We start from the raw sequence: 23,752 nt of genomic DNA, 5'->3' as shown, positions 1-23,752 counted from the left end.
GGGGTGCATCATGGCAATCGTTAAATGCAAACCGACTTCCCCTGGCCGCCGTTTTGTGGTCAAGGTGGTCAACCAGGAGCTGCATAAAGGCGCTCCTCACGCACCGCTGCTCGAGAAAAAATCGAAGTCTGGTGGTCGTAACAACAATGGCCGTATTACCACTCGTCACATCGGTGGTGGTCATAAGCAGCATTACCGTATGGTCGATTTCCGTCGCAACGACAAAGATGGCATCGTCGCCACTGTCGAGCGTATCGAATACGATCCAAACCGTACTGCTCACATCGCACTGCTCTGCTACGCAGACGGCGAACGTCGCTACATCATCGCCCCTAAAGGCGTGAGTGCTGGCGACACGCTGATCGCAGGTGCCCTGGCTCCAATCAAGCCAGGTAACGCTCTGCAACTGCGCAACATTCCAGTCGGTTCTACCGTACACGGCATCGAACTGAAGCCAGGTAAAGGCGCACAAATCGCTCGTTCCGCTGGTGCTTCGGCTCAGCTGATCGCTCGTGAAGGCGTTTACGTGACCCTGCGTCTGCGTTCCGGTGAAATGCGTAAAGTGCTGGCTGAGTGCCGTGCGACCCTGGGCGAAGTCTCGAACTCCGAGCACAGCCTGCGTTCGCTGGGTAAAGCTGGTGCCAAGCGCTGGCGTGGCGTTCGCCCAACCGTTCGTGGTGTTGCCATGAACCCGGTTGACCACCCACATGGTGGTGGTGAAGGTCGTACCTCTGGTGGTCGTCATCCGGTATCGCCATGGGGCTTCCCGACTAAGGGCGCGAAGACTCGTGGTAATAAGCGTACCGACAAAATGATCGTCCGTCGTCGCAAGTAAATAGAGGGATACGACAGTGCCACGTTCTCTGAAAAAAGGTCCTTTTATTGATCTTCACCTACTGAAGAAGATCGAAGTGGCGGCGGAAAAGAACGATCGCAAACCAATTAAGACTTGGTCGCGTCGCTCGATGATCCTGCCACAAATGGTCGGTCTGACCATCGCAGTACACAACGGTCGTCAGCACGTCCCAGTTCTCGTTAACGAAGACATGGTCGGCCACAAACTGGGCGAGTTCGCCGGTACCCGCAACTATCGCGGGCACGTGGCAGACAAGAAAGCCAAGCGTTAAGGGGTAAGGAAATGGAAGTAGCCGCTAAGTTGTCGGGCGCTCGAATCTCCGCCCAGAAAGCCCGCTTGGTCGCCGACCAGATCCGCGGGAAGAAGGTGGGCGAAGCGCTCAACCTGTTGGCTTTCAGCAGTAAGAAAGCCGCCGAGATCATGAAAAAAGTGCTGGAGTCGGCCGTAGCCAACGCCGAGCATAACGAAGGCGCAGACGTTGACGACCTGAAGGTCAGCACCGTTTTCGTCAACGAAGGGCGTTCGCTGAAGCGCATCATGCCACGTGCCAAAGGCCGTGCTGATCGCATCGTCAAGCGGTCTTGCCATATCACTGTCAAGGTTGCTGACAAGTAACGGAGTCGAAGAGATGGGTCAGAAAGTACATCCCATTGGCATTCGCCTGGGAATCGTCAAGGAGCACACCTCCGTCTGGTACGCAGACGGCCGGACTTATGCGGACTACTTGTTCGCTGATCTGAAGGTGCGTGAATACCTCCAAGACAAACTAAAAAGCGCGTCCGTAAGCCGTATCGATATCCATCGTCCGGCCCAAACTGCACGCATCACCATCCACACCGCTCGTCCAGGTATCGTTATCGGGAAGAAAGGTGAAGATGTTGAGAAGCTGCGTCAGGACCTGACCAAGCAAATGGGTGTGCCTGTGCACATCAATATCGAAGAGATCCGCAAGCCGGAGCTCGACGGTATGCTGGTTGCGCAGAGCGTAGCTCAGCAGCTGGAGCGTCGTGTAATGTTCCGTCGCGCCATGAAGCGCGCTGTACAGAACGCCATGCGCATTGGTGCCAAAGGCATCAAAATCCAAGTGAGCGGTCGTCTCGGCGGTGCTGAAATCGCACGTACTGAATGGTATCGCGAAGGTCGTGTGCCACTGCACACCCTGCGTGCCGACATCGACTATGCCAACTACGAAGCTCACACCACTTACGGTGTGATCGGTGTAAAGGTTTGGATCTTCAAAGGCGAAGTAATTGGTGGTCGCCAAGAAGAGCTGAAGCCACAAGCACCAGCGCCTCGTAAAAAAGCTGCTAAGTAAGGGGTACGCCAAATGTTGCAACCTAAGCGTACGAAGTTCCGCAAGCAGATGACCGGCCACAACCGTGGTCTGGCATTGCGCGGTAGCAAAGTCAGCTTCGGCGAGTTCGCGCTGAAGTCTGTAGCTCGTGGTCGTCTCACCGCTCGTCAGATCGAGTCAGCGCGTCGTGCTCTGACCCGTCACGTAAAACGTGGCGGCAAGATCTGGATCCGTGTATTCCCGGACAAGCCGATCTCCAAGAAGCCTCTCGAGGTTCGTATGGGTAAAGGTAAGGGTAACGTGGAGTACTGGGTTGCCCAGATTCAGCCAGGCAAAGTCCTGTATGAAATCGAGGGTGTTTCTGAAGAGCTGGCGCGTGAGGCTTTCGCCCTGGCTGCTGCAAAGCTGCCGCTCGCCACCTCCTTTGTTAAACGGACGGTGATGTGATGAAAGCGAATGAACTTCGTGAAAAATCCGCACAGCAGCTGAACGAGCAACTGCTCGGCTTGCTGCGCGACCAGTTCAATCTGCGCATGCAGAAAGCAACTGGCCAGTTGGGGCAGTCTCATCTGCTCTCGCAAGTTAAGCGTGACATCGCTCGCGTGAAGACTGTGCTCAACCAGCAGGCAGGTAAGTGATCATGGCTGAAGCCGAAAAAACTGTCCGTACGCTGACTGGCCGTGTTGTCAGCGACAAGATGGACAAAACCATCACCGTTCTGATCGAGCGTCGCGTTAAGCACCCGATCTACGGTAAATACGTTAAGCGTTCGACTAAGCTGCACGCGCACGACGAAACCAATCAGTGCCACATCGGCGACAAAGTCACTATTCGTGAAACTCGTCCGATGGCCAAGACCAAGTCTTGGGCGCTGGTTGATGTTCTCGAACGCGCTGTGGAAGTCTAAGGGCTAGGGGTCGGAGAAATTATATGATTCAGACTCAATCCATGCTCGATGTGGCCGATAACAGCGGCGCTCGCCGCGTTATGTGCATCAAGGTGCTGGGTGGCTCCCATCGTCGTTACGCTGGTATCGGTGACATCATCAAAGTTACCGTGAAGGAAGCAATTCCTCGCGGTAAGGTGAAAAAAGGCCAAGTGATGACTGCTGTTGTAGTCCGCACTCGTCACGGCGTACGTCGTGCTGATGGCTCCATTATCCGCTTTGATGGCAACGCTGCTGTTCTTCTGAACAACAAGCAAGAGCCGATCGGCACCCGTATCTTTGGGCCAGTGACCCGTGAACTTCGTACTGAGAAGTTCATGAAGATCGTCTCGCTCGCCCCAGAAGTGCTGTAAGGAGATCCGACATGCAAAAGATTCGTCGTGACGACGAGATCATCGTGATCGCCGGCAAAGACAAAGGTAAGCGCGGTAAGGTGCTGAAGGTTCTTGCTGACAACCGTCTGGTTGTTGGTGGTCTGAACCTGGTCAAGCGTCATACCAAGCCTAACCCGATGTCGGGCGTACAGGGCGGTATCGTCGAGAAAGAAGCGCCACTGCACGCTTCCAACGTCGCCATCTTCAACGGCGAAACCAACAAGGCTGACCGCGTTGGTTTCAAAGTAGAAGACGGTAAGAAAATTCGTGTCTTCAAGTCGACCCAAAAAGCGGTTGATGCTTGAACACTGCTAGGTAGAAGACCATGGCACGACTAAAAGAGATTTACCGGAAGGAAATCGCTCCGAAACTTAAGGAAGAACTTAAGCTTTCGAACGTGATGGAAGTTCCGCGCGTTACCAAAATCACCCTGAACATGGGTCTGGGCGAAGCGATCGGCGACAAAAAAGTCATCGAGCACGCTGTTGCTGACCTGGAAAAGATCACCGGCCAGAAAGTCGTTGTGACCTACGCTCGCAAATCCATCGCTGGCTTTAAAGTCCGTGAAGGTTGGCCGATCGGCGTCAAAGTGACCCTGCGCCGTGAGCGTATGTACGAGTTCCTGGATCGTCTGCTGTCGATCTCCCTGCCTCGGGTTCGCGACTTCCGCGGCCTGAATGCCAAGTCCTTCGATGGTCGTGGCAACTACAGCATGGGCGTGAAAGAGCAGATCATTTTCCCGGAAATCGACTACGACAAGATCGATGCTCTCCGCGGTCTGGACATTACCCTGACCACCACTGCCAAGAACGATGACGAAGGCCGCGCTCTGCTGCGTGCTTTCAAATTCCCGTTCCGCAACTGATTGGAGTAGGAAAATGGCCAAGAAGAGCATGAAAAACCGTGAGCTGAAGCGTCAGCTCACCGTTGCCAAGTACGCCGTCAAGCGTGCAGCGCTGAAAGCTATCATCGTCGATCTGAACGCAAGTCCAGAAGCGCGTTGGGAAGCTACCGTAGCTCTGCAGAAGCAACCACGTGATGCAAGCGCTTCGCGCATGCGTAACCGTTGCCGTCTGACTGGTCGTCCGCATGGCGTTTACCGCAAGTTCGGCCTCGGCCGTAACAAACTGCGTGAAGCGGCAATGCGTGGTGACGTTCCAGGTCTGGTTAAAGCCAGCTGGTAATTGCTGTCAAAGCCTTGATGGTCAGGGTCGCAAGAACCTGACCATCGGTGGCCTTGAACTTGAATCAAGCCCCTTTTGGGGCTTGATTCATTTCTGGGGTATGTCTAGAATGACCGGCTCGCCTGAGCCCGTGTTTTTTATGCCCGGAGTTTCTCGGCGACAAGTAGTAGCCGCAAGGCTAATTTTTCTGTATTAGGAGCGTCTAGCCCATGAGTATGCAGGACCCGTTAGCGGACATGCTAACTCGAATCCGTAATGCCCAGATGGCTGAAAAGTCCGTCGTAAGCATGCCGTCTTCCACGTTGAAGGTGGCTGTAGCAAAAGTCCTGAAGGACGAAGGTTACATCGCGGGTTATCAGATCAGCAGCGAAACCAAACCACTGCTGTCCATCGAGCTGAAATACTTCGAAGGCCGTCCGGTCATCGAGGAAGTGAAGCGCGTTAGCCGTCCAGGCCTGCGTCAGTACAAGTCCGTCGAAGAACTGCCAAAAGTACGTGGCGGTCTCGGCGTGTCTATCGTCTCCACCAACAAAGGTGTGATGACTGATCGTGCTGCGCGCGCTGCCGGTGTCGGCGGCGAAGTTCTTTGCACTGTGTTCTAAGGGGGGATAAGCATGTCTCGCGTCGCTAAGAACCCCGTTAAGCTGCCAGCCGGTGTCGAAGTAAAATTCGCAGGCCAACAGCTTTCGGTGAAGGGTGCCAAGGGTACTCTTGAACTGAACGTCCATTCGTCCGTTGAAGTCGTTGAAGAAGCCGGTGAGCTGCGTTTTTCTGCTCGCAATGGCGATCAACAGACTCGCGCAATGGCCGGTACCACTCGTGCGTTGGTAAACAACATGGTCCAGGGCGTAAGCCAAGGCTTCGAGCGCAAGCTCCAGCTGGTCGGTGTTGGTTACAAAGCGCAAGCAAAAGGTCAGGTGCTGAACCTGGCTCTTGGCTTCTCGCACCCAGTGGATTACGAACTGCCGGAAGGCATCACCGCTGAGACTCCTAGCCAGACCGATATCCTGATCAAGGGCATCGACAAGCAGCTGGTAGGTCAAGTGGCCGCCGAGATCCGCGACTTCCGTCCACCAGAGCCGTACAAAGGCAAAGGTGTGCGCTACGCGGACGAAGTCGTCCGTCGTAAAGAAGCCAAGAAGAAGTAGGGCATAGCAAATGACCGACAAAAAAGTTACTCGACTGCGTCGCGCTCGCAAAGCACGCCTGAAAATGCACGAACTCGAAGTCGTGCGTCTCTGCGTGTTCCGCTCTTCGCAGCACATCTACGCCCAGGTCATTTCGGCCGACGGCAACAAAGTCCTGGCAAGCGCCTCGACTTTGGATAAAGAACTGCGTGATGGCGCCACTGGCAACATCGACGCGGCCACTAAGGTTGGCCAGCTGGTCGCTACGCGTGCTAAGGCCGCTGGCGTCTCGCAGGTGGCTTTCGACCGCTCTGGCTTCAAGTACCACGGCCGCGTTAAAGCGCTGGCTGATGCTGCTCGTGAAGCTGGGCTGGAGTTCTAAGTTATGTCAAATAACGACCAAAAGCGCGACGAAGGCTACATCGAGAAGCTGGTTCAAGTTAACCGCGTAGCCAAAACCGTTAAAGGCGGCCGTATCTTCACTTTCACCGCGTTGACCGTGGTTGGTGATGGTAAAGGGCGTGTTGGCTTCGGCCGTGGCAAGTCGCGTGAAGTGCCTGCTGCGATCCAGAAGGCAATGGAAGCTGCTCGCCGCAACATGATCCAGGTTGATCTGAACGGCACCACTCTGCAGTACGCAATGAAGTCCGCCCATGGCGCTTCGAAGGTGTACATGCAGCCTGCTTCTGAAGGTACCGGTATCATCGCTGGCGGCGCTATGCGTGCTGTCCTCGAAGTTGCTGGCGTTCAGAACGTTCTGGCCAAGTGCTACGGCTCGACTAACCCTGTAAACGTGGTTCACGCCACTTTCAAGGGTCTGAAGGCCATGCAGTCTCCTGAATCCATTGCAGCCAAGCGTGGCCTGCGTGTTGAGGAGATCAAGTAATCATGGCTACCGTTAAAGTTACGCTGATCAAAAGCATGACCGGCCGCATCCCTAACCACAAACTGTGCGTTAAGGGTCTGGGTCTGCGTCGCATCGGTCACACTGTAGAAGTCCAGGATACTCCCGAGAATCGCGGGATGATCAACAAGGCTTACTACATGCTGCGTGTCGAGGGTTAATCGATGAAACTCAATGATCTGAGTCCAGCGCCGGGTTCCCGTCGCGAAAAGCATCGTCCGGGCCGTGGTATCGGTAGTGGTTTGGGTAAGACTGGTGGCCGTGGTCACAAAGGTCAGACTTCCCGCTCCGGTGGCACCATTGCTCCAGGCTTTGAAGGCGGTCAACAGCCGCTGCATCGTCGCCTGCCGAAGTTCGGTTTCGTTTCCCTGAAGGCCATGGGCCGCGCAGAAGTGCGTCTGTCCGAGCTGGCTAAAGTGGAAGGCGACATCGTCACCGTGCAGTCCCTGAAAGATGCCAACGTGATCAACGTCAACGTACAGCGTGTGAAAATCATGCTGTCCGGTGAAGTGACTCGCGCTGTCACTATCGGCAAGGGAATCGGCGCCACCAAAGGTGCGCGTGCGGCTATCGAAGCAGCTGGCGGCAAGTTCGAGGAATAAATGGCTAAGCAAGGTGCTCTCTCTGCGCTCGGCAAAGGCGGTATGTCTGAACTTTGGGCTCGTCTGCGTTTTCTGTTCCTGGCGATTATCGTCTACCGAATAGGCGCACACATCCCGGTTCCAGGTATCAACCCGGACCGACTCGCAGACCTGTTTCGACAGAATGAGGGGACCATTCTTAGCTTGTTCAACATGTTTTCCGGCGGCGCGCTGGAGCGGATGAGCATCTTTGCACTGGGGATCATGCCGTACATTTCGGCATCGATCATCATGCAGCTGATGACCGCCGTCAGCCCGCAGCTGGAGCAGTTGAAGAAGGAAGGTGAAGCTGGCCGTCGCAAGATCAGCCAGTACACCCGCTACGGCACCGTCGTCCTCGCTCTCGTTCAGGCCATTGGCATGTCCATTGGTCTGGCAGGGCAGGGCGTTGCGTTCACTGGTGACTTTGGCTTCCATTTCGTCGCGGTCTCCACGTTTGTGGCTGGCGCGATGTTCATGATGTGGCTGGGTGAGCAGATTACTGAGCGTGGTGTAGGCAACGGTATCTCGATGTTGATTTTTTCGGGTATCGTCGCCGGTCTTCCGAGGGCAATCGGGCAGTCTTTCGAGTCTGCGCGTCAGGGCGATATCAACATCTTCGCTTTGGTTGCCATCGGTTTGCTGGCAGTAGCGATTATCGGTTTCGTGGTGTTCATTGAGCGTGGTCAGCGTCGTATCGCTGTTCACTACGCCAAGCGTCAGCAGGGCCGCAAGGTTTTTGCTGCGCAGACAAGCCACTTGCCGCTGAAGGTGAACATGGCCGGTGTTATCCCGGCTATTTTCGCGAGCAGCATTTTGCTGTTCCCGGCTTCGTTGGGTGCCTGGTTCGGTCAGTCTGAAGGTATGGGCTGGTTGCAGGACATCTCGCAGTCGATCGCTCCTGGTCAGCCGTTGAATATTCTGCTGTTTAGTGCAGGGATTATTTTCTTCTGCTTCTTCTATACGGCGTTGATGTTCAATCCGAAAGACGTAGCGGAAAACCTGAAGAAGTCCGGTGCCTTTATTCCGGGCATCCGTCCAGGTGAGCAGTCCGCACGCTATATTGATGGCGTTTTGACTCGCTTGACCATGTTCGGTGCTCTTTACATGACGGCCGTGTGCCTGTTGCCCCAGTTCCTGGTGGTTGCAGCAAACGTTCCGTTCTACCTTGGCGGGACCTCGTTGCTGATCGTGGTCGTGGTTGTGATGGACTTCATGTCCCAAGTACAATCGCACCTCGTTTCGCACCAGTACGAATCCCTGATGAAGAAAGCCAACCTGAAGGGTTACGGCAGCGGCATGTTGCGCTGAGTACCCATAAGGTTCGAGGAGTTGGTGATGAAAGTTCGTGCATCGGTGAAAAAGCTGTGCCGTAACTGCAAGATTATTCGCCGCGAAGGTGTTGTTCGAGTAATTTGCAGCGCGGAACCGCGTCACAAACAGCGCCAAGGCTGAGTGTGATTGTGCTTCAAGCCCGGTAGCTAGTGCGCTACCGGGTTGATTATTTGTTATTACAGCGATATTATCTCGCGCCCTATTTCTTGGCTTCCGGGGCGTAGGTAGCTGTCAATTGGAGTCCCACTGAATGGCCCGTATTGCAGGCGTTAACATTCCAGATAACAAGCATACTGTTATCTCGCTGACCTACATCTATGGTGTTGGTCGCACTACTGCACAGAAGATCTGTGCAGAGACTGGGGTAAACCCAGCCGCAAAGATCAAGGATCTGAGCGACGAGCAGATTGAACAGCTGCGTGGCGAAGTGGCGAAGTTCACCACTGAAGGTGACCTGCGTCGCGAAATCAACATGAAAATCAAGCGCTTGATGGACCTCGGTTGCTATCGCGGTCTGCGTCATCGTCGTGGTCTGCCAGTACGCGGTCAGCGTACCAAGACCAACGCGCGTACCCGTAAAGGTCCGCGTAAGCCGATCCGCAAGTAATCGCCCCAGCGAATCGACAGGAATTTAATCATGGCAAAACCTGCTGCTCGTCCTCGTAAAAAAGTTAAAAAGACAGTGGTTGATGGCATCGCCCACATCCATGCTTCTTTTAACAACACCATCGTGACCATCACCGACCGTCAAGGTAACGCTCTTTCCTGGGCTACCTCCGGTGGTTCGGGTTTCCGCGGTTCCCGCAAGTCCACCCCGTTCGCTGCTCAAGTAGCTGCTGAACGTGCTGGTCAAGCTGCGCTGGAATACGGCCTGAAAAACCTCGACGTGAACGTCAAGGGCCCAGGTCCAGGTCGTGAATCCGCAGTCCGCGCTTTGAACGGCTGTGGCTACAAGATCGCCAGCATCACCGACGTGACGCCAATCCCGCACAACGGGTGCCGTCCGCCGAAGAAGCGCCGCGTGTAATCCAGGAGATTGTAAAGAATGGCTCGTTACATTGGTCCAAAATGCAAACTCGCTCGTCGCGAAGGCACCGATCTCTTCCTGAAGAGCGGCGTGCGCGCGATCGAATCGAAGTGCAACATTGAAGCAGCACCTGGTATCCACGGCCAACGCCGCGGTCGCCAGTCCGACTACGGCACCCAACTGCGTGAAAAGCAGAAGGTCCGTCGTATCTACGGCGTTCTCGAGCGTCAGTTCAGCGGCTACTACAAAGAAGCTGCTGGCAAGAAAGGTGCAACCGGTGAAAACCTGCTGCAACTGCTCGAATGCCGTCTGGACAACGTTGTATACCGTATGGGCTTTGGTTCGACTCGTGCCGAATCCCGTCAGCTGGTATCGCACAAGTCGATCAGCGTTAACGGTCAGACCGTAAACGTTCCGTCCTACCAGGTTCGTGCTGGTGACGTGGTTGCTGTTCGCGAGAAAGCAAAAAACCAACTTCGCATTGTCCAAGCTCTCGATCTGTGTGCCCAACGTGGCCGCGTAGAATGGGTAGAAGTAGACACTGAGAAGAAGTCGGGCGTTTTCAAGAACGTTCCTGCTCGCAGTGATCTGTCCGCCGACATCAACGAAAGCCTGATTGTCGAGCTCTACTCCAAGTAAGGGCTAGAAAATAGGTGCATCCATGCAGATTTCGGTAAATGAGTTCCTGACACCCCGCCACATTGATGTGCAGGTTGTCAGTCCAACCCGCGCCAAGATCACTCTCGAGCCTCTCGAGCGTGGTTTTGGCCACACCCTGGGCAACGCGCTGCGCCGCATCCTGTTGTCCTCAATGCCCGGCTGCGCAGTAGTCGAGGCCGAGATTGACGGTGTGCTCCACGAGTACAGCGCCATCGAAGGTGTACAGGAAGACGTAATTGAAATCCTGTTGAACCTTAAAGGTCTGGCCATCAAGCTGCACGGTCGTGACGAAGTTACGCTGACCTTGTCGAAGAAGGGTTCGGGGGTGGTTACCGCTGCCGATATTCAGCTGGATCATGATGTCGAGATCGTTAATCCCGATCACGTAATCGCTAACCTGGCGTCTAACGGCGCCCTGAACATGAAGCTCACCGTAGCTCGTGGTCGTGGTTATGAACCAGCAGACTCGCGTCAGAGCGATGAAGACGAAAGCCGCAGCATCGGTCGCTTGCAGCTTGACTCTTCGTTCAGCCCGGTTCGCCGTATCGCATACGTGGTGGAAAACGCCCGTGTCGAGCAGCGTACCAACCTGGACAAGCTGGTTATTGATCTGGAAACCAACGGTACTCTGGATCCTGAAGAGGCTATCCGCCGCGCTGCAACCATTCTGCAACAGCAGTTGGCTGCGTTCGTCGACCTCAAAGGTGACAGTGAGCCAGTGGTTGTCGAGCAGGAAGACGAGATCGATCCGATCCTGCTTCGCCCGGTTGACGATCTGGAACTGACTGTACGTTCGGCTAACTGCCTTAAGGCGGAAAACATCTACTACATCGGCGACCTGATTCAGCGTACCGAAGTAGAGCTGTTGAAGACTCCGAACCTGGGCAAGAAATCCTTGACTGAAATCAAGGACGTTCTGGCCTCCCGCGGTCTGTCCCTCGGCATGCGCCTCGACAACTGGCCGCCTGCAAGTCTTAAGAAGGACGACAAGGCGACTGCCTGATCGTCGTAATCACCGAACGTAGTGTTTGGTAAGGAATGAACCATGCGTCATCGTAAAAGTGGGCGTCACCTGAGCCGCACCAGCTCGCACCGCAAGGCCATGTTCCAGAACATGGCGGTGTCGCTGTTCGAGCACGAGCTGATCAAAACTACTCTGCCAAAAGCCAAAGAACTGCGCCGCGTTGCCGAGCCGCTGATCACTCTGGCCAAGACAGACAGCGTTGCTAACCGTCGTCTGGCTTTCGACCGTACTCGTTCGAAAGCTATCGTTGGTAAGCTCTTCAACGACCTGGGCAAGCGTTACGCTACCCGTGAGGGTGGCTACCTGCGCATCCTCAAGTGCGGTTTCCGCGCTGGCGACAACGCGCCTATGGCGTACGTCGAACTGGTTGATCGTGCTGTCGGCGGTGAAGCTGTATCCGCTGAGTAAGACATCAGTCTGAAACAAGGAACCGGGCCTAGTGCCCGGTTTTTTGTGCCTGTAAGAAATGCGCGGTTCGTACAAGCTTCTACCCTGTTTGGGTCTGCATTATGTGTGGGGATTCGGCGTTAGTTTTTCTCTATTGATAGTCATGAGTTAATGAATTTGTGGCTGTCATATTGATGATCGATACTCCCCAACAAGCCGATTAGCCGGCAGTTCAAGACCGATAGAGGATGAAGATCGCATGAGCCAGAACAAGACGCTTACGACCGCCAGTGGCGCACCTGTCGCTGATAACCAGAACTCTCGCTCCGCCGGCCCTCGTGGTCCGTTGCTGCTCGATGATTTCCACTTGATCGAGAAGCTCGCTCACTTCAACCGGGAAAACATTCCTGAGCGTCGTGTACACGCCAAGGGTTCGGGCGCATATGGTACTTTCACGGTCACTCGCGACATTACGCAGTACACCAGCGCCAAGCTGTTTTCTGCTGTTGGCAAACAAACGCCGACCTTCCTGCGTTTCTCAACGGTCGGTGGCGAGCGTGGTTCGGCTGATACCGAGCGCGACCCGCGTGGATTCGCCCTCAAGTTCTATACCGAAGAAGGCAACTGGGACATCGTTGGCAACAACACGCCGGTGTTCTTCATTCGCGATCCGCTGAAATTCCCTGACTTTATCCACACCCAGAAACGCCTGCCGCAAAGCAACCTGAAAAGCGCGCAGATGATGTGGGACTTCTGGTCGCATTCGCCTGAAGCGCTGCACCAGGTCACGATCCTGTTCTCCGATCGCGGCATTCCGGACGGCTATCGCCACATGCACGGTTTTGGCAGCCACACCTACAGCCTGATCGGCGCTCAGGGCGAGCGTCACTGGGTGAAGTGGCACTACAAAACCAAGCAAGGGATCAAGAACCTCGCGCCGGCAGACGCGGCACGTTTGGCGGGCACGGATCCCGATTACGCACAGCGCGATCTGTTCGAGGCCATCGAGCGCGGTGATTTCCCGAAATGGAGCGTGTGCATCCAGATCATGACCGAGGCTCAGGCCGCTGCTCACTACGAGAACCCGTTCGACGTGACCAAGACCTGGTCGCAGAAGGAGTTTCCACTGATTGAAGTGGGCGAGTTGGAACTGAACCGTAATCCGCTCAACTACTTTGCCGAAGTCGAGCAAGCTGCGTTCGGTCCAAGCAACATGGTACCTGGCGTAGGTCTCTCGCCGGATCGCATGCTGCAAGGTCGTGTCTTCGCATACGCCGATGCCCATCGCTACCGCGTAGGCACCAACCACCAACAACTGCCGGTGAACGCTCCGCGCAGCCCGGTGAATACTTACCAGCGTGATGGTTCGATGGCTTTTGGCAGCAATGGTGGCGCCGCGCCGAACTACGAGCCGAACAGCTACGTAGAGTCGCCGAAACAAGCCCCGCACTATGCCGAGCCTGCACTGGCGTTGAGTGGCTCGGCTGATCGCTACGATCACCGCGAAGACACCGACTACTACAGCCATGCTGGTGCGCTGTTCCGCTTGATGAGCGACGAACAGAAAGCGTTGCTGGTCAGCAACATCGCCGGCGCGATGGCGGGTGTCTCGAGTGATGTCGTCGACCGACAGTTGCAGCATTTCCACAAGGCCGACCCGGCGTACGGAGAAGCAATCGCAAAGCTGCTCAACGTACAGCTTAACGAAGTCTAAACGAGAAGCAGAACCGCCCTCATTCGGGCGGTTTTTGCGTTATTTAGGCTGCTTTTCTCAGAATATCTTCGCTTTTATTGCGCGAAGTGAGTGACCTTCCAGTCAGGTTGGTTCAAACTACAGACTTTCAGGCAGGGAGATGTAGGGCGATGCAAGGCCACCCAGACGTTATCGATTACCTCAACACGTTGCTGACCGGCGAACTGGCCGCGCGTGACCAATATTTCGTTCACTCGCGGATGTATGAGGACTGGGGATTCACCAAGCTCTACGAACGAATCAACCACGAGATGGAAGAAGAGGCCGGTCACGCCGATGCGCTGATGCGCCGGATTCTGATGCTCGAAGGCACTCCGCGCATGCGCCCGGATGACCTGGATGTCGGTACCACGGTAGAGACCATGCTCGAAGCGGATCTGCGTCTTGAGTACAAGGTTCGTGCTGCACTGTGCAAAGGCATCGAGTTGTGTGAAAAGAATGGCGACTATGTAAGCCGCGATATCCTCAAGCTTCAACTGCACGACACCGAAGAAGATCACACCTACTGGCTTGAGAAGCAGTTGGGCCTGATCAAACTGATCGGTATCCAGAACTACCTGCAGTCCCACGCGTCCTGATTGCAGCCGATACAAAAAAGCCCCTGTCACTGACGAAGTGACAGGGGCTTTTTCATGTCCGGCAATCAGGCCCGATCGCGGATCAACAGCGGCTTGAGGTAATGCCCGGTGTGAGATTGCTTCATTTCGGCCACTTCCTCCGGCGTACCGGTGGCGATGATCTGTCCACCTTTCGAACCACCCTCGGGGCCGAGATCCACCAGCCAGTCGGCGGTCTTGATCACGTCAAGGTTGTGCTCGATCACCACCACGGTGTTGCCGTGGTCGCGCAGGCGATGGAGTACGTCGAGCAGTTGCTGAATATCCGCGAAGTGCAGACCGGTGGTCGGCTCGTCGAGGATGTACAGGGTCTTGCCGGTATCGCGCTTGGACAGCTCTCGGGACAACTTGACCCGCTGGGCTTCACCGCCGGACAGCGTGGTCGCCGATTGCCCGAGCTTGATGTACGACAGGCCCACATCCATCAGCGTTTGCAGCTTGCGCGCCAGCGCCGGCACCGCGTCGAAGAACACCCGCGCTTCCTCGATGGTCATTTCGAGGGTTTCGTGGATGCTCTTGCCCTTGTATTTGATCTCCAGGGTTTCGCGGTTGTAGCGCTTGCTCTTGCACACGTCGCACGGAACGTAGATGTCCGGCAGGAAGTGCATTTCCACCTTGATCAGACCGTCGCCCTGACAGGCTTCGCAACGACCACCCTTGACGTTGAACGAGAAACGCCCCGGGCCGTAACCTCGGGAGCGGGACTCGGGAACCCCGGCAAACAGTTCGCGGATTGGCGTGAACAGCCCGGTATAGGTCGCCGGGTTGGAGCGTGGCGTACGGCCGATCGGGCTCTGGTCGATGTCGACGACCTTGTCCAGATGCTCCAGGCCCTTGATGCTGTCGTGGGCTGCGGCTTCCAGGGTGGTCGCACCGTTGAGCGCGGTGGCGCTCAGCGGGAACAGCGTGTTGTTGATCAGCGTCGATTTGCCGGAACCGGAGACGCCAGTCACGCAGGTCAGCAGGCCGATCGGGATTTCCAGGTCGACGTTGCGCAGGTTGTTGCCGCGCGCGCCCTTGAGCGACAGCACCTGCTTCTTGTTGCGCGGTGTACGCTTGGCCGGCACTTCGATCTTGACCCGGCCCGACAGGTATTTGCCGGTCAGCGAGTCCGGGTGGGCCATGACTTCATCCGGCGTGCCTTCGGCGACGATCTGCCCGCCATGAACCCCGGCGCCCGGGCCGATATCCACTACGTAGTCGGCCAGGCGGATCGCGTCTTCGTCATGCTCGACCACGATCACCGTATTGCCGATGTCGCGCAGGTGCTTGAGGGTGCCGAGCAGGCGATCATTGTCGCGCTGGTGCAGGCCAATGGACGGTTCATCAAGGATATAGAGAACACCCACAAGGCCCGCGCCGATCTGACTGGCCAGACGAATCCGCTGCGCTTCACCGCCAGACAGGGTATCGGCACTGCGATCCAGCGACAGATAGTCGAGACCGACATTCACCAGAAACTGCAGACGCTCGCGGATCTCCTTGAGAATCTTGTCGGCGATTTCTCCACGGCGGCCGGTCATTTTCAGCGCGCCGAAGTAATCACAAGCGTCGCCTATCGGCAGGTTGGTCACTGCCGGCAGGGTTTTCTCGCCAACCCACACGTGCCGCGCTTCGCGACGCAGGCGGGTGCCACGGCAATCCGGGCAGGACTGGGTGCTGAGGAACTTCGCCAGTTCTTCGCGCACGCTCGCCGATTCGGTCTCGCGGTAGCGGCGCTCAAGGTTCGGCACGATGCCTTCGAACGGGTGCGAGCGCTTGACGATGTCGCCCCGGTCATTGAGATATTTGAAATCGACGTTCTGCGAACCGCTGCCGTGCAGGATGTACTTCTGCTGGTCGGCTGGCAGCTCGTTGAACGGCTGCTCCAGGCTGAAACCGTAGTGCGCGGCCAATGAGCCGAGCATCTGGAAGTAATAGACGTTGCGCCGGTCCCAGCCGCGTATCGCACCTTCGGCCAGAGTCAGCTCACCGTTGACCAGTCGTTTGATGTCGAAGAACTGTTTCACGCCCAGACCGTCGCAGGTCGGGCAGGCGCCGGCCGGGTTGTTGAAGGAAAACAGCTTGGGTTCCAGCTCGCTGATCGCGTGGCCGCAGATCGGGCAGGCGAAGCGCGCGGAGAAAATCATCTCTTCGCCTGGCTCGTCGTCCATCGGCGCCACCAGCGCGATGCCGTCCGCCAGCTTCAGTGCGGTTTCGAAGGATTCGGCCAGACGCTGCTGCAGGTCGGCGCGAACCTTGAAGCGGTCGACCACGACTTCAATCGTGTGCTTCTTCTGTTTATCCAGCTTCGGCAACTCGTCCAGCTCGCAGAGCCGGCCGTTGACCCGGGCCCGGACGAAGCCCTGGGCGCGCAGTTCTTCGAACACCGACAGGTGCTCGCCCTTGCGCTCGCGAATCACCGGCGCCAGCAGCATCAGCTTGCTGCCTTCCGGCTGGGCCAGCACCAGGTCGACCATCTGGCTGACGGTCTGGGCTTCCAGCGGAATGTCGTGATCCGGGCAGCGCGGCGTACCGACGCGCGCATAGAGCAGACGCAGGTAGTCGTAGATTTCGGTGATGGTGCCGACCGTGGAGCGCGGGTTGTGCGAGGTCGACTTCTGTTCGATGGAGATCGCCGGCGACAGGCCTTCGATGGTGTCGACGTCGGGTTTTTCCATCATCGACAGGAACTGCCGGGCATAGGCCGACAGGGATTCGACATAGCGGCGCTGACCTTCGGCGTACAGCGTATCGAAGGCCAGGGACGACTTGCCGGATCCGGACAGGCCGGTGATGACGATCAGTTTGTCCCGTGGCAGGGTCAGGTCGATGTTCTTCAGGTTGTGGGTGCGGGCCCCACGAATCAGGATCTTGTCCAAAATGGCCTCGCTCGGCGGGCGTCGAAAACACAGGAGTATACGGCCAAATACTGGATGGATGCACACTATCAAATGAAGGGTTTTTTGCCTTACATGAAGAGAGTTTCATCTGTACGCGTCAAAGCGTCGCGATATACCCCGTCTCTCGATGGGACTGGTAGAATCGCCGCCGGTTCACACGAGGTTTTTCCATGCACGATCCCCACAGCGAACGCATGAGTGGCAGCGAGACCCGCGCGGCGAGCGGTCTGGCCCTGGTGTTCGCCTTCCGTATGCTTGGCATGTTCATGGTGTTGCCGGTACTGGCGACCTACGGCATGGATCTGGCAGGAGCGACCCCGGCCCTGATCGGGCTGGCGATCGGCGCTTACGGCCTGACCCAGGCGATTTTCCAGATTCCGTTCGGGATCATTTCCGACCGCATCGGCCGGCGTCCGGTGATTTACCTGGGGTTGATCGTCTTCGCCCTCGGCAGCGTGCTGGCGGCCCAGGCCGACTCGATCTGGGGCGTGATTGCCGGCCGGATCCTGCAGGGCGCGGGCGCTATTTCTGCGGCGGTCATGGCGTTACTTTCCGACCTGACCCGTGAACAGCACCGCACCAAGGCCATGGCCATGATCGGCATGACCATTGGCCTGTCGTTCGCCGTGGCGATGGTGGTCGGCCCGCTGCTGACCCGTGCGTTCGGCTTGTCCGGCCTGTTTCTGGCCACCGGCGGCATGGCATTGGTCGGGATCGTGATCGTGATGTTCATGGTGCCGAAGTCCACCGGGCCGCTGAGCCATCGCGAGTCCGGCGTGGCGCGCCAGGCGTTGATGCCGACGCTCAAGCACCCGGACCTGCTGCGGCTGGACCTGGGCATTTTTGTGTTACATGCGATGTTGATGTCGAGCTTCGTCGCACTGCCCCTGGCGCTGGTCGAAAAGGCCGGTCTGCCCAAGGAACAGCACTGGTGGGTCTACCTCACAGCCTTGCTGATTTCTTTCTTCGCCATGATCCCGTTCATTATCTACGGCGAGAAGAAACGCAAAATGAAACGAGTTTTGCTCGGCGCCGTGATGACGCTGATGCTCACTGAGCTATTCTTCTGGCAGTTCGGTGACAGCCTGCGGGCTCTGGTGATCGGGACGGTGGTGTTCTTCACTGCGTTCAATCTGCTGGAAGCATCGCTGCCGTCGCTGATCAGCAAGGTTTCACCGGCAGGTGGCAAGGGCACGGCCATGGGCGTGTACTCCACCAGTCAGTTCCTCGGTTCGGCACTCGGCGGGATTCTCGGCGGCTGGATGTTCCAGCATGGCGGTCTGTCGGTTGTGTTCCTCGGATGTGCCGGGCTGGCTGCACTTTGGCTGGCCTTTGCTGTTACCATGCGCGAACCTCCCTACGTGACGAGCCTGCGCCTGCCGCTGTCGCCCGAAGCGATCCGCGAAGCGGGTCTGGTCGAGCGTCTCAAGGCCCTCGTAGGGGTAACTGATGCAGTGATAGTCGCTGATGAAGCGGCGATCTACATCAAACTGGACACCGAATTAATGGATCGCACCACTCTCGAACGCCTGGTGAACAACCCGGCGCAGACTGCGTGCGAAGCCTAGGAGAACGTTATGGCCCGTGGGGTTAACAAAGTCATTCTGGTCGGTACTTGCGGCCAGGATCCCGAAGTACGCTACCTGCCCAACGGTAACGCCGTGACCAACTTGAGTCTGGCGACCAGCGAGCAGTGGACCGACAAGCAGACCGGTCAGAAGGTCGAGAAGACCGAGTGGCACCGCGTATCGATGTTCGGCAAGGTTGCCGAGATCGCCGGCGAATACCTGCGCAAGGGTTCGCAGGTTTACATCGAAGGCAAGCTGCAGACCCGTGAGTGGGAAAAAGACGGTATCAAGCGTTACACCACCGAAATCGTGGTCGACATGCAAGGCACCATGCAACTGCTCGGCGGCCGTCCACAACAGGGCGACCAACAAGGCGGTGGCAACAACTATCAGCAGCAGGCGCCACGCCAGCAGGCTCCGCGTCCGCAGCAGTCGGCACCTCAGCAGCGTTCGGCCCCGGCTCCACAGCAGGCCGCACCGCAACCGGCTCCGGATTTCGACAGCTTCGATGACGACATTCCGTTCTGATTCGCTGCAGTATCCGCGTTAAACAAAAAAGGCCCGTCGCTGTATGCGACGGGCCTTTTTCATGGGCGCAGGTTTTTCAGTCAAGAATCAGATGCGGCAAAAACCGGCTCGAATCCTTGGTGATGAGACTGTTGTCTTCCCGCACACCAATCCCCGCCGCCTGATCACCGATTACCCAGGAGCCGATCAGCGTGTAGCTGTCGTCGAATTTCGGCAGCGGTGCAAACTCCTGCAGGATGAAGGGCGCGTCGGTGTAGGGCCCATCCTCTTTGACGATCAGACCTTCGGCGGTCTGCAACTCGATGTTGGCGCCTTCCCGGGAGAAGTATGGCTTGCGTACCCAGCCCTTGGGCACCGCGCTGCCCGGATTGGGATCGAGATGCGCGGCGAGCAGGTTTGGATGGCCTTTGTGCAGTTCCCAGAGCAGGGGCAGGGCGCCCTTGTTGGAGAGAATGGATTTCCACGCTGGTTCGAAAAACTGCGTATCGCACTCGGCAATCGCCGCGCCGAACGGTTCGTGGAAGATGAACTCCCAGGCGTGCAGTTTGAACAGATGGGGGATCCAGCGATCTTCGAGATCCACGAAGCGACCGTCAGCGCTCAGGCCGATGTCTTCGATGTCGATGTGCCGCGATTCGATGCCGACCTTCTCTGCGATCAGGCGCAGATAATCCGTGGTGCCCTTGTCTTCGACCGAGTCTTTCATCGAGGCGAAGTAAAACGGCCGCTTCAGTTTCAGTTGAGCAAAGGCTTCGTGCAGCCGGGTGTCGATGCTGTTGAACTGGTCGGCATGGCGCGGCAGCATTCCGCGCTCGATGCATTGTTCCAGCCAGCCCCACTGAAAAGCCGAGGCCTCATAAAGGCTGGTGGGCGTGTCGTAGTTAAGTTCGAGCAGCTTCGCCGGGCCGTTGCCGCTGTAGGAGAAGTCCATGCGCCCGTACAGATGCGGATGACCTTCCAGCCAGGACGTTCGGATCATGTCGTAGTACGGCGCCGGGATGCTCAGACGATCCAGCAGTTCTTCGCTGTGCACGACGCGGTCGACCAGATCCATGCACATCTCGTGCAGCTCGGTGGTCGGGTCCTCCAGATCGTTTTCGATCTGCGCGAGCGTGAACTGGTAATAGGCGCGCTCGTCCCAGTACGGCTCGTCGTCGATGGTGTGAAACAGAAAGCCGAGGCTTTCGGCGGTCTGTTTCCAGTCGTGGCGCTCGGCGCAGTGGATCTTCTTCATGGTCAGCTGCTCGAACGGCCCCAGCCGCCCCAACCGCTGCGTGCGCTGGACTGGCTACCAAAACCGCCACGGGAAGTGGACGAGGCCACGTTGACCGGTTTGCGGTAATCGCTGTCGTAGTCGGGCTGGCTGCGGCTCGGTGCCGACTCGATCCGACGGTTCAGCGTCGAAGTGTCGTAGGTCTGGCGGGTATTGCGCTCACGATAAACCGGCCGCGAGTCGCTCGCGCGATTGTTGCTCATGGCATTACCGATCAGCCATCCGGTGAGCCAGCCGTTGCCTGCACCGCTGGATGAGTGCGAGGTACTTGTCTGATTGCTCTGTACGGCAGCCGCATCGCCGGCCGGCATCTGCGCATTGGCGATCGCATCGAGGTTCTGCGCCGGCTCACCGTCCTGCGGCACCTTGAAGCCACCGAGTTTCGGCACGAAACGGCCGGCGGAATTTTTCTGACACCAATCGGCGGCAAAGTCCGCGTCGCAGGCAGCCTTGTCGTCGTAGGCCGGTGAGATCCGCCGGTGTTCGGCCAGGGCGGCGACGTAGGCATTCGAGCAGACATCGGGCGCCAGTTCGGCATCGACGCATTGTTCGACGCTCTGGAAGTTGCGTTGCTGTTCCTGGGCGGCCACTTCACCGGAAATCGCCAGGGCCACCGAAGCGGCCAGCGACAGTTGAACGTACTTGCTTCGTTTCATCTCAGGCTTCCTGCCGATCAGTAGGACGGGGTCATGCACGCGGCGTTGAGCATGCCAACGCTGATCGCCACCGCCGCCACATAGATGCCCGCAGCGATTTCACCGTTGGCGATGCGCTGGGACGTGCCTTTGAGCACCAGCCCGGTCGCCAGAAAGGCGAGCAATTGCACCCCGGCCGCGATCACCGCCCAGAGGACGAAGTCGAGAACGTTGATCGAATGAGCGATCACGTTGCTCGCCGGAATCGCGAAGCCGATGATTGCGCCGGACAGGGCAATGGCGGCGGCGACGTTGCCGGAACGGATCAGCTCGAATTCCTTGTGCGGCGTGACGCGGGTGTAGACGAACTGAAACAGCATGAACAGCAGCACGGCGCCGATCAGGTAGGCGATGAAACCGACCAGCGCGGCTTTGTTCAGGGAAATGGACAACGCTTCCAGCATGGAAAACTTCCTTTTAGATGGTGCTCAAATCAGTGGTGTACAGCGAAATGCCCAGCGAGGTGCTCAGGCTGACGGTGCCTTCTTCGTCCTGTTCGACGGAGAACAGCAAGAGCTCACGGCGATCGGTCAGGCCGGTCTCGCGGGCGTAGAGCATCGAGTGATGGTTGATGGTGTAGGACTCGTCGGGGTTGATCACCTGTTCGGTGAGCGGCACCAGCTCGGTCTGGCCGCGTTCAGTGCCCCATTCACGGGTGTATTCGACACCTTCATGGCGATAGGTCGGCAGGCCGATCAGGCTGTTCGGGCCGGCCAGGCGCTGCAGTTCGGCGTCACTGTTGACCGTCACATAGCTGACGTAATTGAACAGCGTCACCGACTCGATCTGGTCGTCGCCCGTGACATGGATCTGTACCCAGAATTCTTCATCGTTCAGGTAGTAGCGATGCAGCTTGTTCGACTGACCGAGGTCTATCCAGCCGGCGCTCCAGATGGCCTGGGCGTCGGGAACCCGCACCGAGGTGCTGCCGTCGAGCAGCAGACCGAGGGTCGTGTCGAAGCGGATCGCCTTGCCCTGCGCCAGTCCGAGCGGGCCGCCAGCCGATCCGGACGCCGGCGCGGCCGACTGCCAGTTGCTGGTGCCGAGCAAATCTTTGAACCATCCCATGGATACATTCCTTGAAGCGGGTGGAGGTATTCGTTGGCAAAACGCCGCTAGTGTACCGGCCTCGCGACAAACGAGCAGGCAAAAAAGAAGGGCACCCGGTGCCCTTCTTTTCTCTGGCCGCCGTTACTGGGCGGACTTCTGCTTCAGACGCTCGAGGATGGCGTTGGCGCTGCCTTCGTTCGGCGTGATGCCGGCTTCGCGCAGCTTGCGATCCAGGTCGTTGCCGGTCGATGCATCGGCCAGTTCGTCGGCAGCACTCAGCTCGGCAGCGCGTTGCTGCTGCTTGGCTTGCAGACGGTTCAGGGTGCCGACGGCGGTTTCCAGCTTGCCGTTGGCGCCGCCGCTGGCGATCGAGGCGCTGACCTGAGCCTTCTGCACGCTTTCACGGGCCTTGGCCATGTCCACTTGCTGGCGCAGGCTCTTGATCCGCGCTTCGGCCTTGTTGATGTCCTTGCGCATGTTGTCGGCGTAGGTGCCGAACTCGTCGCTCTGCTTCTTCTCGACGCCCAGGTCGTTGGTCAGGGTCGAGATCGCTTCGGCCACTTCCAGTGCCAGGTCTTCACGGCCGGCGTTCAGGGCGGAAACGGCTTTGGCTTCCAGGTCCTTGATCTTGGCTTCGTACTCGCTCACGCGATCGGCGGAGAGTTTGTGCTTGGCCATGATGGTGACCAGTTCGCGGCGGGCATTGGAAAGCGCGCTGTCGGCGTCACGGATTTCCTGATCGAGGATGCGCAGGGCCTGTTGGTCGGCGATCGCTTCGCCGACTTCGTTGGCGCCGCCGCGCAGCGCGGTGAACAACTTGCTCCAGATGGACTGAGTCATTGGATTTTCCCTGTTGATTACTTGAAGAAGTGTTCGAAGGCTTCGCTGGCGCGCTGCACGTTGTCGACCAGGGTTTTCACCTCGGTGACCACGTTGGTCAGGCTCGAGTCGGCACTCAGTGCACCGAACATGTTGTAGACGGTCTGCCCGTTGGGCATGGTCTCGATGCCGATCGACGACAGCGGGAACATTTCCCGGCTGCGCAGTACGGCGTCGTTGAACGCGCGCACGTCGGTGATCGAATCGATGTCCACCAGCACGGTGTCGACGATGATCTGCTGACCGGCGAGGGCGATGTGAATCGGCAGACCGCCGAATTCGTTCATTTCCAGCTTGAGGCTGGGTTCGGAGCTCTGGACCAGAGACAGCGTGATCTCTTGCGAAGCCACCTCGTCCAGCGCCTTGAAAGCGTTGTAGAGGCTATCGATGTTCCAGTTGTTGCCTGCGCTCATGTAATTCTCCGACATGAAAGAGCCAGCCAGAATCGGTTGGCGTAGCTGTTGCTCCATTTGCTTGAGCAAGCTTCGGTTTTCCGGAAGTACCCAAGTTTCGTGTTTCACATAACCGGCGGCAGCCAGGCCCGCGCGCATCTGCTTCATGTAGAAGCTCGACGGTTTTTTCGCGGACGGTGTCGAGCGCACTCCCTTTGGGCTCTCTGACGCTGTGGCGGGGGAGCGGCTTTTCATGGCGATGACTCCGTTATGAACATCTCACGCGTGAGCGACACTACAGCCAAATCAAAATGCCATCAATGGCTCACGCGTGAGATTTTTGTGACACACAAACAAAAGCGCCCGCAACGAGGCGG

35 protein-coding genes are annotated in these 23,752 nt (G+C 57.5%); 28 read left to right on the top strand and 7 right to left on the bottom strand.

From position 1 onward, the window contains the following. Positions 1-10: 10 nt before the first annotated feature. The 26 genes from rplB to bfr all read left to right on the top strand — a co-directional run bounded on the left by rplB (position 11) and on the right by bfr (position 14,069). On the top strand, positions 11-835 hold the full coding sequence (gene rplB, locus KJY40_RS27245) for a 50S ribosomal protein L2 (protein ID WP_007955640.1): 825 nt from the start codon (positions 11-13) through the stop codon (positions 833-835). 16 nt (positions 836-851) lie between these two features. Next, positions 852-1,127: a 30S ribosomal protein S19 gene (rpsS, locus tag KJY40_RS27240; RefSeq protein ID WP_011336172.1), complete on the top strand. Its 276-nt coding sequence runs from the start codon at positions 852-854 to the stop codon at positions 1,125-1,127. A gap of 11 nt (positions 1,128-1,138) precedes the next feature. Next, entirely contained in the window at positions 1,139-1,471 is a 333-nt protein-coding gene (rplV, locus tag KJY40_RS27235) for a 50S ribosomal protein L22 (RefSeq protein ID WP_003103908.1), read from the top strand. A 13-nt stretch (positions 1,472-1,484) separates the two neighbouring features. Next, positions 1,485-2,171, top strand: a complete 687-nt coding sequence (rpsC, locus tag KJY40_RS27230; protein WP_003176422.1) for a 30S ribosomal protein S3 — start codon at positions 1,485-1,487, stop codon at positions 2,169-2,171. A gap of 12 nt (positions 2,172-2,183) precedes the next feature. Next, positions 2,184-2,597, top strand: a complete 414-nt coding sequence (rplP, locus tag KJY40_RS27225) for a 50S ribosomal protein L16 (protein ID WP_003228729.1) — start codon at positions 2,184-2,186, stop codon at positions 2,595-2,597. Then, a complete protein-coding gene (gene rpmC / locus KJY40_RS27220) occupies positions 2,597-2,788 on the top strand; it encodes a 50S ribosomal protein L29 (RefSeq protein WP_002555481.1) in 192 nt (63 codons plus the stop codon). Before rplP ends, rpmC begins: the two co-directional genes overlap by 1 nt. Before the next feature lie 2 nt (positions 2,789-2,790). Further along, a complete protein-coding gene (gene rpsQ, locus KJY40_RS27215) occupies positions 2,791-3,057 on the top strand; it encodes a 30S ribosomal protein S17 (protein ID WP_003194644.1) in 267 nt (88 codons plus the stop codon). Between the two features lie 23 nt (positions 3,058-3,080). After that, entirely contained in the window at positions 3,081-3,449 is a 369-nt protein-coding gene (rplN, locus tag KJY40_RS27210) for a 50S ribosomal protein L14 (protein WP_002555479.1), read from the top strand. A gap of 11 nt (positions 3,450-3,460) precedes the next feature. Then, complete coding sequence (rplX, locus tag KJY40_RS27205; RefSeq protein ID WP_003186046.1) at positions 3,461-3,775, top strand: 50S ribosomal protein L24; 315 nt, start codon at positions 3,461-3,463, stop codon at positions 3,773-3,775. A 20-nt stretch (positions 3,776-3,795) separates the two neighbouring features. Beyond that, entirely contained in the window at positions 3,796-4,335 is a 540-nt protein-coding gene (gene rplE, locus KJY40_RS27200; protein WP_003210069.1) for a 50S ribosomal protein L5, read from the top strand. Between the two features lie 13 nt (positions 4,336-4,348). Continuing rightward, positions 4,349-4,654, top strand: coding sequence for a 30S ribosomal protein S14 (gene rpsN / locus KJY40_RS27195; RefSeq protein ID WP_007955639.1), 306 nt, complete (start codon positions 4,349-4,351; stop codon positions 4,652-4,654). A gap of 209 nt (positions 4,655-4,863) precedes the next feature. Then, on the top strand, positions 4,864-5,256 hold the full coding sequence (gene rpsH / locus KJY40_RS27190; protein ID WP_011336171.1) for a 30S ribosomal protein S8: 393 nt from the start codon (positions 4,864-4,866) through the stop codon (positions 5,254-5,256). Between the two features lie 12 nt (positions 5,257-5,268). Beyond that, positions 5,269-5,802, top strand: coding sequence for a 50S ribosomal protein L6 (rplF, locus tag KJY40_RS27185; protein ID WP_230733807.1), 534 nt, complete (start codon positions 5,269-5,271; stop codon positions 5,800-5,802). 10 nt (positions 5,803-5,812) lie between these two features. Then, positions 5,813-6,163 (top strand): 50S ribosomal protein L18, encoded by a 351-nt coding sequence (rplR, locus tag KJY40_RS27180; protein WP_003186037.1) that lies wholly within the window; start codon positions 5,813-5,815, stop codon positions 6,161-6,163. A 3-nt stretch (positions 6,164-6,166) separates the two neighbouring features. Further along, positions 6,167-6,667 (top strand): 30S ribosomal protein S5, encoded by a 501-nt coding sequence (gene rpsE / locus KJY40_RS27175; RefSeq protein WP_007955637.1) that lies wholly within the window; start codon positions 6,167-6,169, stop codon positions 6,665-6,667. Between the two features lie 2 nt (positions 6,668-6,669). Then, positions 6,670-6,846, top strand: a complete 177-nt coding sequence (rpmD, locus tag KJY40_RS27170; RefSeq protein ID WP_003176408.1) for a 50S ribosomal protein L30 — start codon at positions 6,670-6,672, stop codon at positions 6,844-6,846. Between the two features lie 3 nt (positions 6,847-6,849). Beyond that, positions 6,850-7,287: a 50S ribosomal protein L15 gene (gene rplO / locus KJY40_RS27165; RefSeq protein ID WP_134020865.1), complete on the top strand. Its 438-nt coding sequence runs from the start codon at positions 6,850-6,852 to the stop codon at positions 7,285-7,287. Further along, positions 7,288-8,616 (top strand): preprotein translocase subunit SecY, encoded by a 1,329-nt coding sequence (gene secY, locus KJY40_RS27160; RefSeq protein ID WP_003228718.1) that lies wholly within the window; start codon positions 7,288-7,290, stop codon positions 8,614-8,616. It abuts the gene before it with no gap. 27 nt (positions 8,617-8,643) lie between these two features. Continuing rightward, positions 8,644-8,760 carry a 50S ribosomal protein L36 gene (gene rpmJ / locus KJY40_RS27155; RefSeq protein WP_002555468.1) on the top strand — a complete coding sequence of 39 codons (117 nt, stop codon included), beginning with the start codon at positions 8,644-8,646 and terminating at the stop codon, positions 8,758-8,760. A gap of 130 nt (positions 8,761-8,890) precedes the next feature. Then, positions 8,891-9,247: a 30S ribosomal protein S13 gene (gene rpsM / locus KJY40_RS27150; RefSeq protein WP_009045849.1), complete on the top strand. Its 357-nt coding sequence runs from the start codon at positions 8,891-8,893 to the stop codon at positions 9,245-9,247. Between the two features lie 30 nt (positions 9,248-9,277). Next, the gene (gene rpsK / locus KJY40_RS27145; protein ID WP_002555466.1) at positions 9,278-9,667 is read left to right on the top strand and encodes a 30S ribosomal protein S11; all 390 of its coding nucleotides are present in this window, start codon (positions 9,278-9,280) and stop codon (positions 9,665-9,667) included. 18 nt (positions 9,668-9,685) lie between these two features. Continuing rightward, positions 9,686-10,306, top strand: a complete 621-nt coding sequence (gene rpsD / locus KJY40_RS27140) for a 30S ribosomal protein S4 (protein ID WP_003176404.1) — start codon at positions 9,686-9,688, stop codon at positions 10,304-10,306. Between the two features lie 22 nt (positions 10,307-10,328). Next, complete coding sequence (locus tag KJY40_RS27135; protein WP_003186012.1) at positions 10,329-11,330, top strand: DNA-directed RNA polymerase subunit alpha; 1,002 nt, start codon at positions 10,329-10,331, stop codon at positions 11,328-11,330. Positions 11,331-11,372: 42 nt separating this feature from the next. Continuing rightward, complete coding sequence (gene rplQ / locus KJY40_RS27130; protein ID WP_007955635.1) at positions 11,373-11,759, top strand: 50S ribosomal protein L17; 387 nt, start codon at positions 11,373-11,375, stop codon at positions 11,757-11,759. A 238-nt stretch (positions 11,760-11,997) separates the two neighbouring features. Beyond that, on the top strand, positions 11,998-13,452 hold the full coding sequence (locus KJY40_RS27125) for a catalase (RefSeq protein ID WP_230733805.1): 1,455 nt from the start codon (positions 11,998-12,000) through the stop codon (positions 13,450-13,452). Positions 13,453-13,601: 149 nt separating this feature from the next. Then, a complete protein-coding gene (gene bfr, locus KJY40_RS27120; RefSeq protein WP_007955633.1) occupies positions 13,602-14,069 on the top strand; it encodes a bacterioferritin in 468 nt (155 codons plus the stop codon). Positions 14,070-14,134: 65 nt separating this feature from the next. On the opposite strand, the gene uvrA is transcribed toward bfr, so the two are convergent. After that, positions 14,135-16,969, bottom strand: a complete 2,835-nt coding sequence (uvrA, locus tag KJY40_RS27115) for an excinuclease ABC subunit UvrA (RefSeq protein WP_085609137.1) — start codon at positions 16,967-16,969, stop codon at positions 14,135-14,137. A 191-nt stretch (positions 16,970-17,160) separates the two neighbouring features. Here uvrA and KJY40_RS27110 point away from each other — a divergent pair, with 191 nt between their 5' ends. Beyond that, positions 17,161-18,558 carry an MFS transporter gene (locus KJY40_RS27110; RefSeq protein ID WP_007955631.1) on the top strand — a complete coding sequence of 466 codons (1,398 nt, stop codon included), beginning with the start codon at positions 17,161-17,163 and terminating at the stop codon, positions 18,556-18,558. A 9-nt stretch (positions 18,559-18,567) separates the two neighbouring features. Then, a complete protein-coding gene (locus tag KJY40_RS27105) occupies positions 18,568-19,086 on the top strand; it encodes a single-stranded DNA-binding protein (protein WP_003228709.1) in 519 nt (172 codons plus the stop codon). 76 nt (positions 19,087-19,162) lie between these two features. Here the strand turns inward: KJY40_RS27105 and KJY40_RS27100 are convergent, their stop codons facing one another. The 6 genes from KJY40_RS27100 to KJY40_RS27075 form a co-directional block, all read right to left on the bottom strand. Beyond that, a complete protein-coding gene (locus KJY40_RS27100; protein ID WP_230733804.1) occupies positions 19,163-20,320 on the bottom strand; it encodes a glutathionylspermidine synthase family protein in 1,158 nt (385 codons plus the stop codon). Between the two features lie 2 nt (positions 20,321-20,322). Further along, positions 20,323-21,015 (bottom strand): DUF1190 domain-containing protein, encoded by a 693-nt coding sequence (locus tag KJY40_RS27095; protein ID WP_230733803.1) that lies wholly within the window; start codon positions 21,013-21,015, stop codon positions 20,323-20,325. Between the two features lie 17 nt (positions 21,016-21,032). Continuing rightward, positions 21,033-21,458, bottom strand: a complete 426-nt coding sequence (locus KJY40_RS27090; protein WP_230733802.1) for a DUF350 domain-containing protein — start codon at positions 21,456-21,458, stop codon at positions 21,033-21,035. Positions 21,459-21,471: 13 nt separating this feature from the next. Next, the gene (locus tag KJY40_RS27085; protein ID WP_103385519.1) at positions 21,472-22,122 is read right to left on the bottom strand and encodes a DUF2491 family protein; all 651 of its coding nucleotides are present in this window, start codon (positions 22,120-22,122) and stop codon (positions 21,472-21,474) included. A gap of 123 nt (positions 22,123-22,245) precedes the next feature. After that, positions 22,246-22,944, bottom strand: a complete 699-nt coding sequence (locus KJY40_RS27080; RefSeq protein WP_007955625.1) for a PspA/IM30 family protein — start codon at positions 22,942-22,944, stop codon at positions 22,246-22,248. A 17-nt stretch (positions 22,945-22,961) separates the two neighbouring features. Further along, a complete protein-coding gene (locus KJY40_RS27075; RefSeq protein WP_230733801.1) occupies positions 22,962-23,630 on the bottom strand; it encodes a YjfI family protein in 669 nt (222 codons plus the stop codon). Positions 23,631-23,752: the final 122 nt, after the last annotated feature.

Origin of the sequence: Pseudomonas fitomaticsae (genome assembly GCF_021018765.1) — a bacterium.
GTDB classification, from domain to species: Bacteria; Pseudomonadota; Gammaproteobacteria; order Pseudomonadales; family Pseudomonadaceae; genus Aquipseudomonas; species Aquipseudomonas fitomaticsae.
The sequence above is the reverse complement of the archived record's forward strand: the minus strand, read 5'-3'. Positions and strand labels throughout refer to the sequence as shown.

Excerpts from the sequence above, each read along its gene's own strand:
- rplB (WP_007955640.1), top strand. The coding sequence starts at position 11 with ATGGCAATCGTTAAATGCAAACCGACTTCCCCTGGCCGCCGTTTTGTG.
- rplV (WP_003103908.1), top strand. The coding sequence starts at position 1,139 with ATGGAAGTAGCCGCTAAGTTGTCGGGCGCTCGAATCTCCGCCCAGAAA.
- rpsC (WP_003176422.1), top strand. The coding sequence starts at position 1,485 with ATGGGTCAGAAAGTACATCCCATTGGCATTCGCCTGGGAATCGTCAAG.
- rplP (WP_003228729.1), top strand. The coding sequence starts at position 2,184 with ATGTTGCAACCTAAGCGTACGAAGTTCCGCAAGCAGATGACCGGCCAC.
- rpmC (WP_002555481.1), top strand. The coding sequence starts at position 2,597 with ATGAAAGCGAATGAACTTCGTGAAAAATCCGCACAGCAGCTGAACGAG.
- rpsQ (WP_003194644.1), top strand. The coding sequence starts at position 2,791 with ATGGCTGAAGCCGAAAAAACTGTCCGTACGCTGACTGGCCGTGTTGTC.
- rplN (WP_002555479.1), top strand. The coding sequence starts at position 3,081 with ATGATTCAGACTCAATCCATGCTCGATGTGGCCGATAACAGCGGCGCT.
- rplX (WP_003186046.1), top strand. The coding sequence starts at position 3,461 with ATGCAAAAGATTCGTCGTGACGACGAGATCATCGTGATCGCCGGCAAA.
- rplE (WP_003210069.1), top strand. The coding sequence starts at position 3,796 with ATGGCACGACTAAAAGAGATTTACCGGAAGGAAATCGCTCCGAAACTT.
- rpsN (WP_007955639.1), top strand. The coding sequence starts at position 4,349 with ATGGCCAAGAAGAGCATGAAAAACCGTGAGCTGAAGCGTCAGCTCACC.
- rpsH (WP_011336171.1), top strand. The coding sequence starts at position 4,864 with ATGAGTATGCAGGACCCGTTAGCGGACATGCTAACTCGAATCCGTAAT.
- rplF (WP_230733807.1), top strand. The coding sequence starts at position 5,269 with ATGTCTCGCGTCGCTAAGAACCCCGTTAAGCTGCCAGCCGGTGTCGAA.
- rplR (WP_003186037.1), top strand. The coding sequence starts at position 5,813 with ATGACCGACAAAAAAGTTACTCGACTGCGTCGCGCTCGCAAAGCACGC.
- rpsE (WP_007955637.1), top strand. The coding sequence starts at position 6,167 with ATGTCAAATAACGACCAAAAGCGCGACGAAGGCTACATCGAGAAGCTG.
- rpmD (WP_003176408.1), top strand. The coding sequence starts at position 6,670 with ATGGCTACCGTTAAAGTTACGCTGATCAAAAGCATGACCGGCCGCATC.
- rplO (WP_134020865.1), top strand. The coding sequence starts at position 6,850 with ATGAAACTCAATGATCTGAGTCCAGCGCCGGGTTCCCGTCGCGAAAAG.
- secY (WP_003228718.1), top strand. The coding sequence starts at position 7,288 with ATGGCTAAGCAAGGTGCTCTCTCTGCGCTCGGCAAAGGCGGTATGTCT.
- rpmJ (WP_002555468.1), top strand. The coding sequence starts at position 8,644 with ATGAAAGTTCGTGCATCGGTGAAAAAGCTGTGCCGTAACTGCAAGATT.
- rpsM (WP_009045849.1), top strand. The coding sequence starts at position 8,891 with ATGGCCCGTATTGCAGGCGTTAACATTCCAGATAACAAGCATACTGTT.
- rpsK (WP_002555466.1), top strand. The coding sequence starts at position 9,278 with ATGGCAAAACCTGCTGCTCGTCCTCGTAAAAAAGTTAAAAAGACAGTG.
- rpsD (WP_003176404.1), top strand. The coding sequence starts at position 9,686 with ATGGCTCGTTACATTGGTCCAAAATGCAAACTCGCTCGTCGCGAAGGC.
- KJY40_RS27135 (WP_003186012.1), top strand. The coding sequence starts at position 10,329 with ATGCAGATTTCGGTAAATGAGTTCCTGACACCCCGCCACATTGATGTG.
- rplQ (WP_007955635.1), top strand. The coding sequence starts at position 11,373 with ATGCGTCATCGTAAAAGTGGGCGTCACCTGAGCCGCACCAGCTCGCAC.
- KJY40_RS27125 (WP_230733805.1), top strand. The coding sequence starts at position 11,998 with ATGAGCCAGAACAAGACGCTTACGACCGCCAGTGGCGCACCTGTCGCT.
- bfr (WP_007955633.1), top strand. The coding sequence starts at position 13,602 with ATGCAAGGCCACCCAGACGTTATCGATTACCTCAACACGTTGCTGACC.
- KJY40_RS27110 (WP_007955631.1), top strand. The coding sequence starts at position 17,161 with ATGCACGATCCCCACAGCGAACGCATGAGTGGCAGCGAGACCCGCGCG.
- KJY40_RS27105 (WP_003228709.1), top strand. The coding sequence starts at position 18,568 with ATGGCCCGTGGGGTTAACAAAGTCATTCTGGTCGGTACTTGCGGCCAG.
- KJY40_RS27100 (WP_230733804.1), bottom strand. The coding sequence starts at position 20,320 with ATGAAGAAGATCCACTGCGCCGAGCGCCACGACTGGAAACAGACCGCC.
- KJY40_RS27095 (WP_230733803.1), bottom strand. The coding sequence starts at position 21,015 with ATGAAACGAAGCAAGTACGTTCAACTGTCGCTGGCCGCTTCGGTGGCC.
- KJY40_RS27090 (WP_230733802.1), bottom strand. The coding sequence starts at position 21,458 with ATGCTGGAAGCGTTGTCCATTTCCCTGAACAAAGCCGCGCTGGTCGGT.
- KJY40_RS27085 (WP_103385519.1), bottom strand. The coding sequence starts at position 22,122 with ATGGGATGGTTCAAAGATTTGCTCGGCACCAGCAACTGGCAGTCGGCC.
- KJY40_RS27080 (WP_007955625.1), bottom strand. The coding sequence starts at position 22,944 with ATGACTCAGTCCATCTGGAGCAAGTTGTTCACCGCGCTGCGCGGCGGC.
- KJY40_RS27075 (WP_230733801.1), bottom strand. The coding sequence starts at position 23,630 with ATGAAAAGCCGCTCCCCCGCCACAGCGTCAGAGAGCCCAAAGGGAGTG.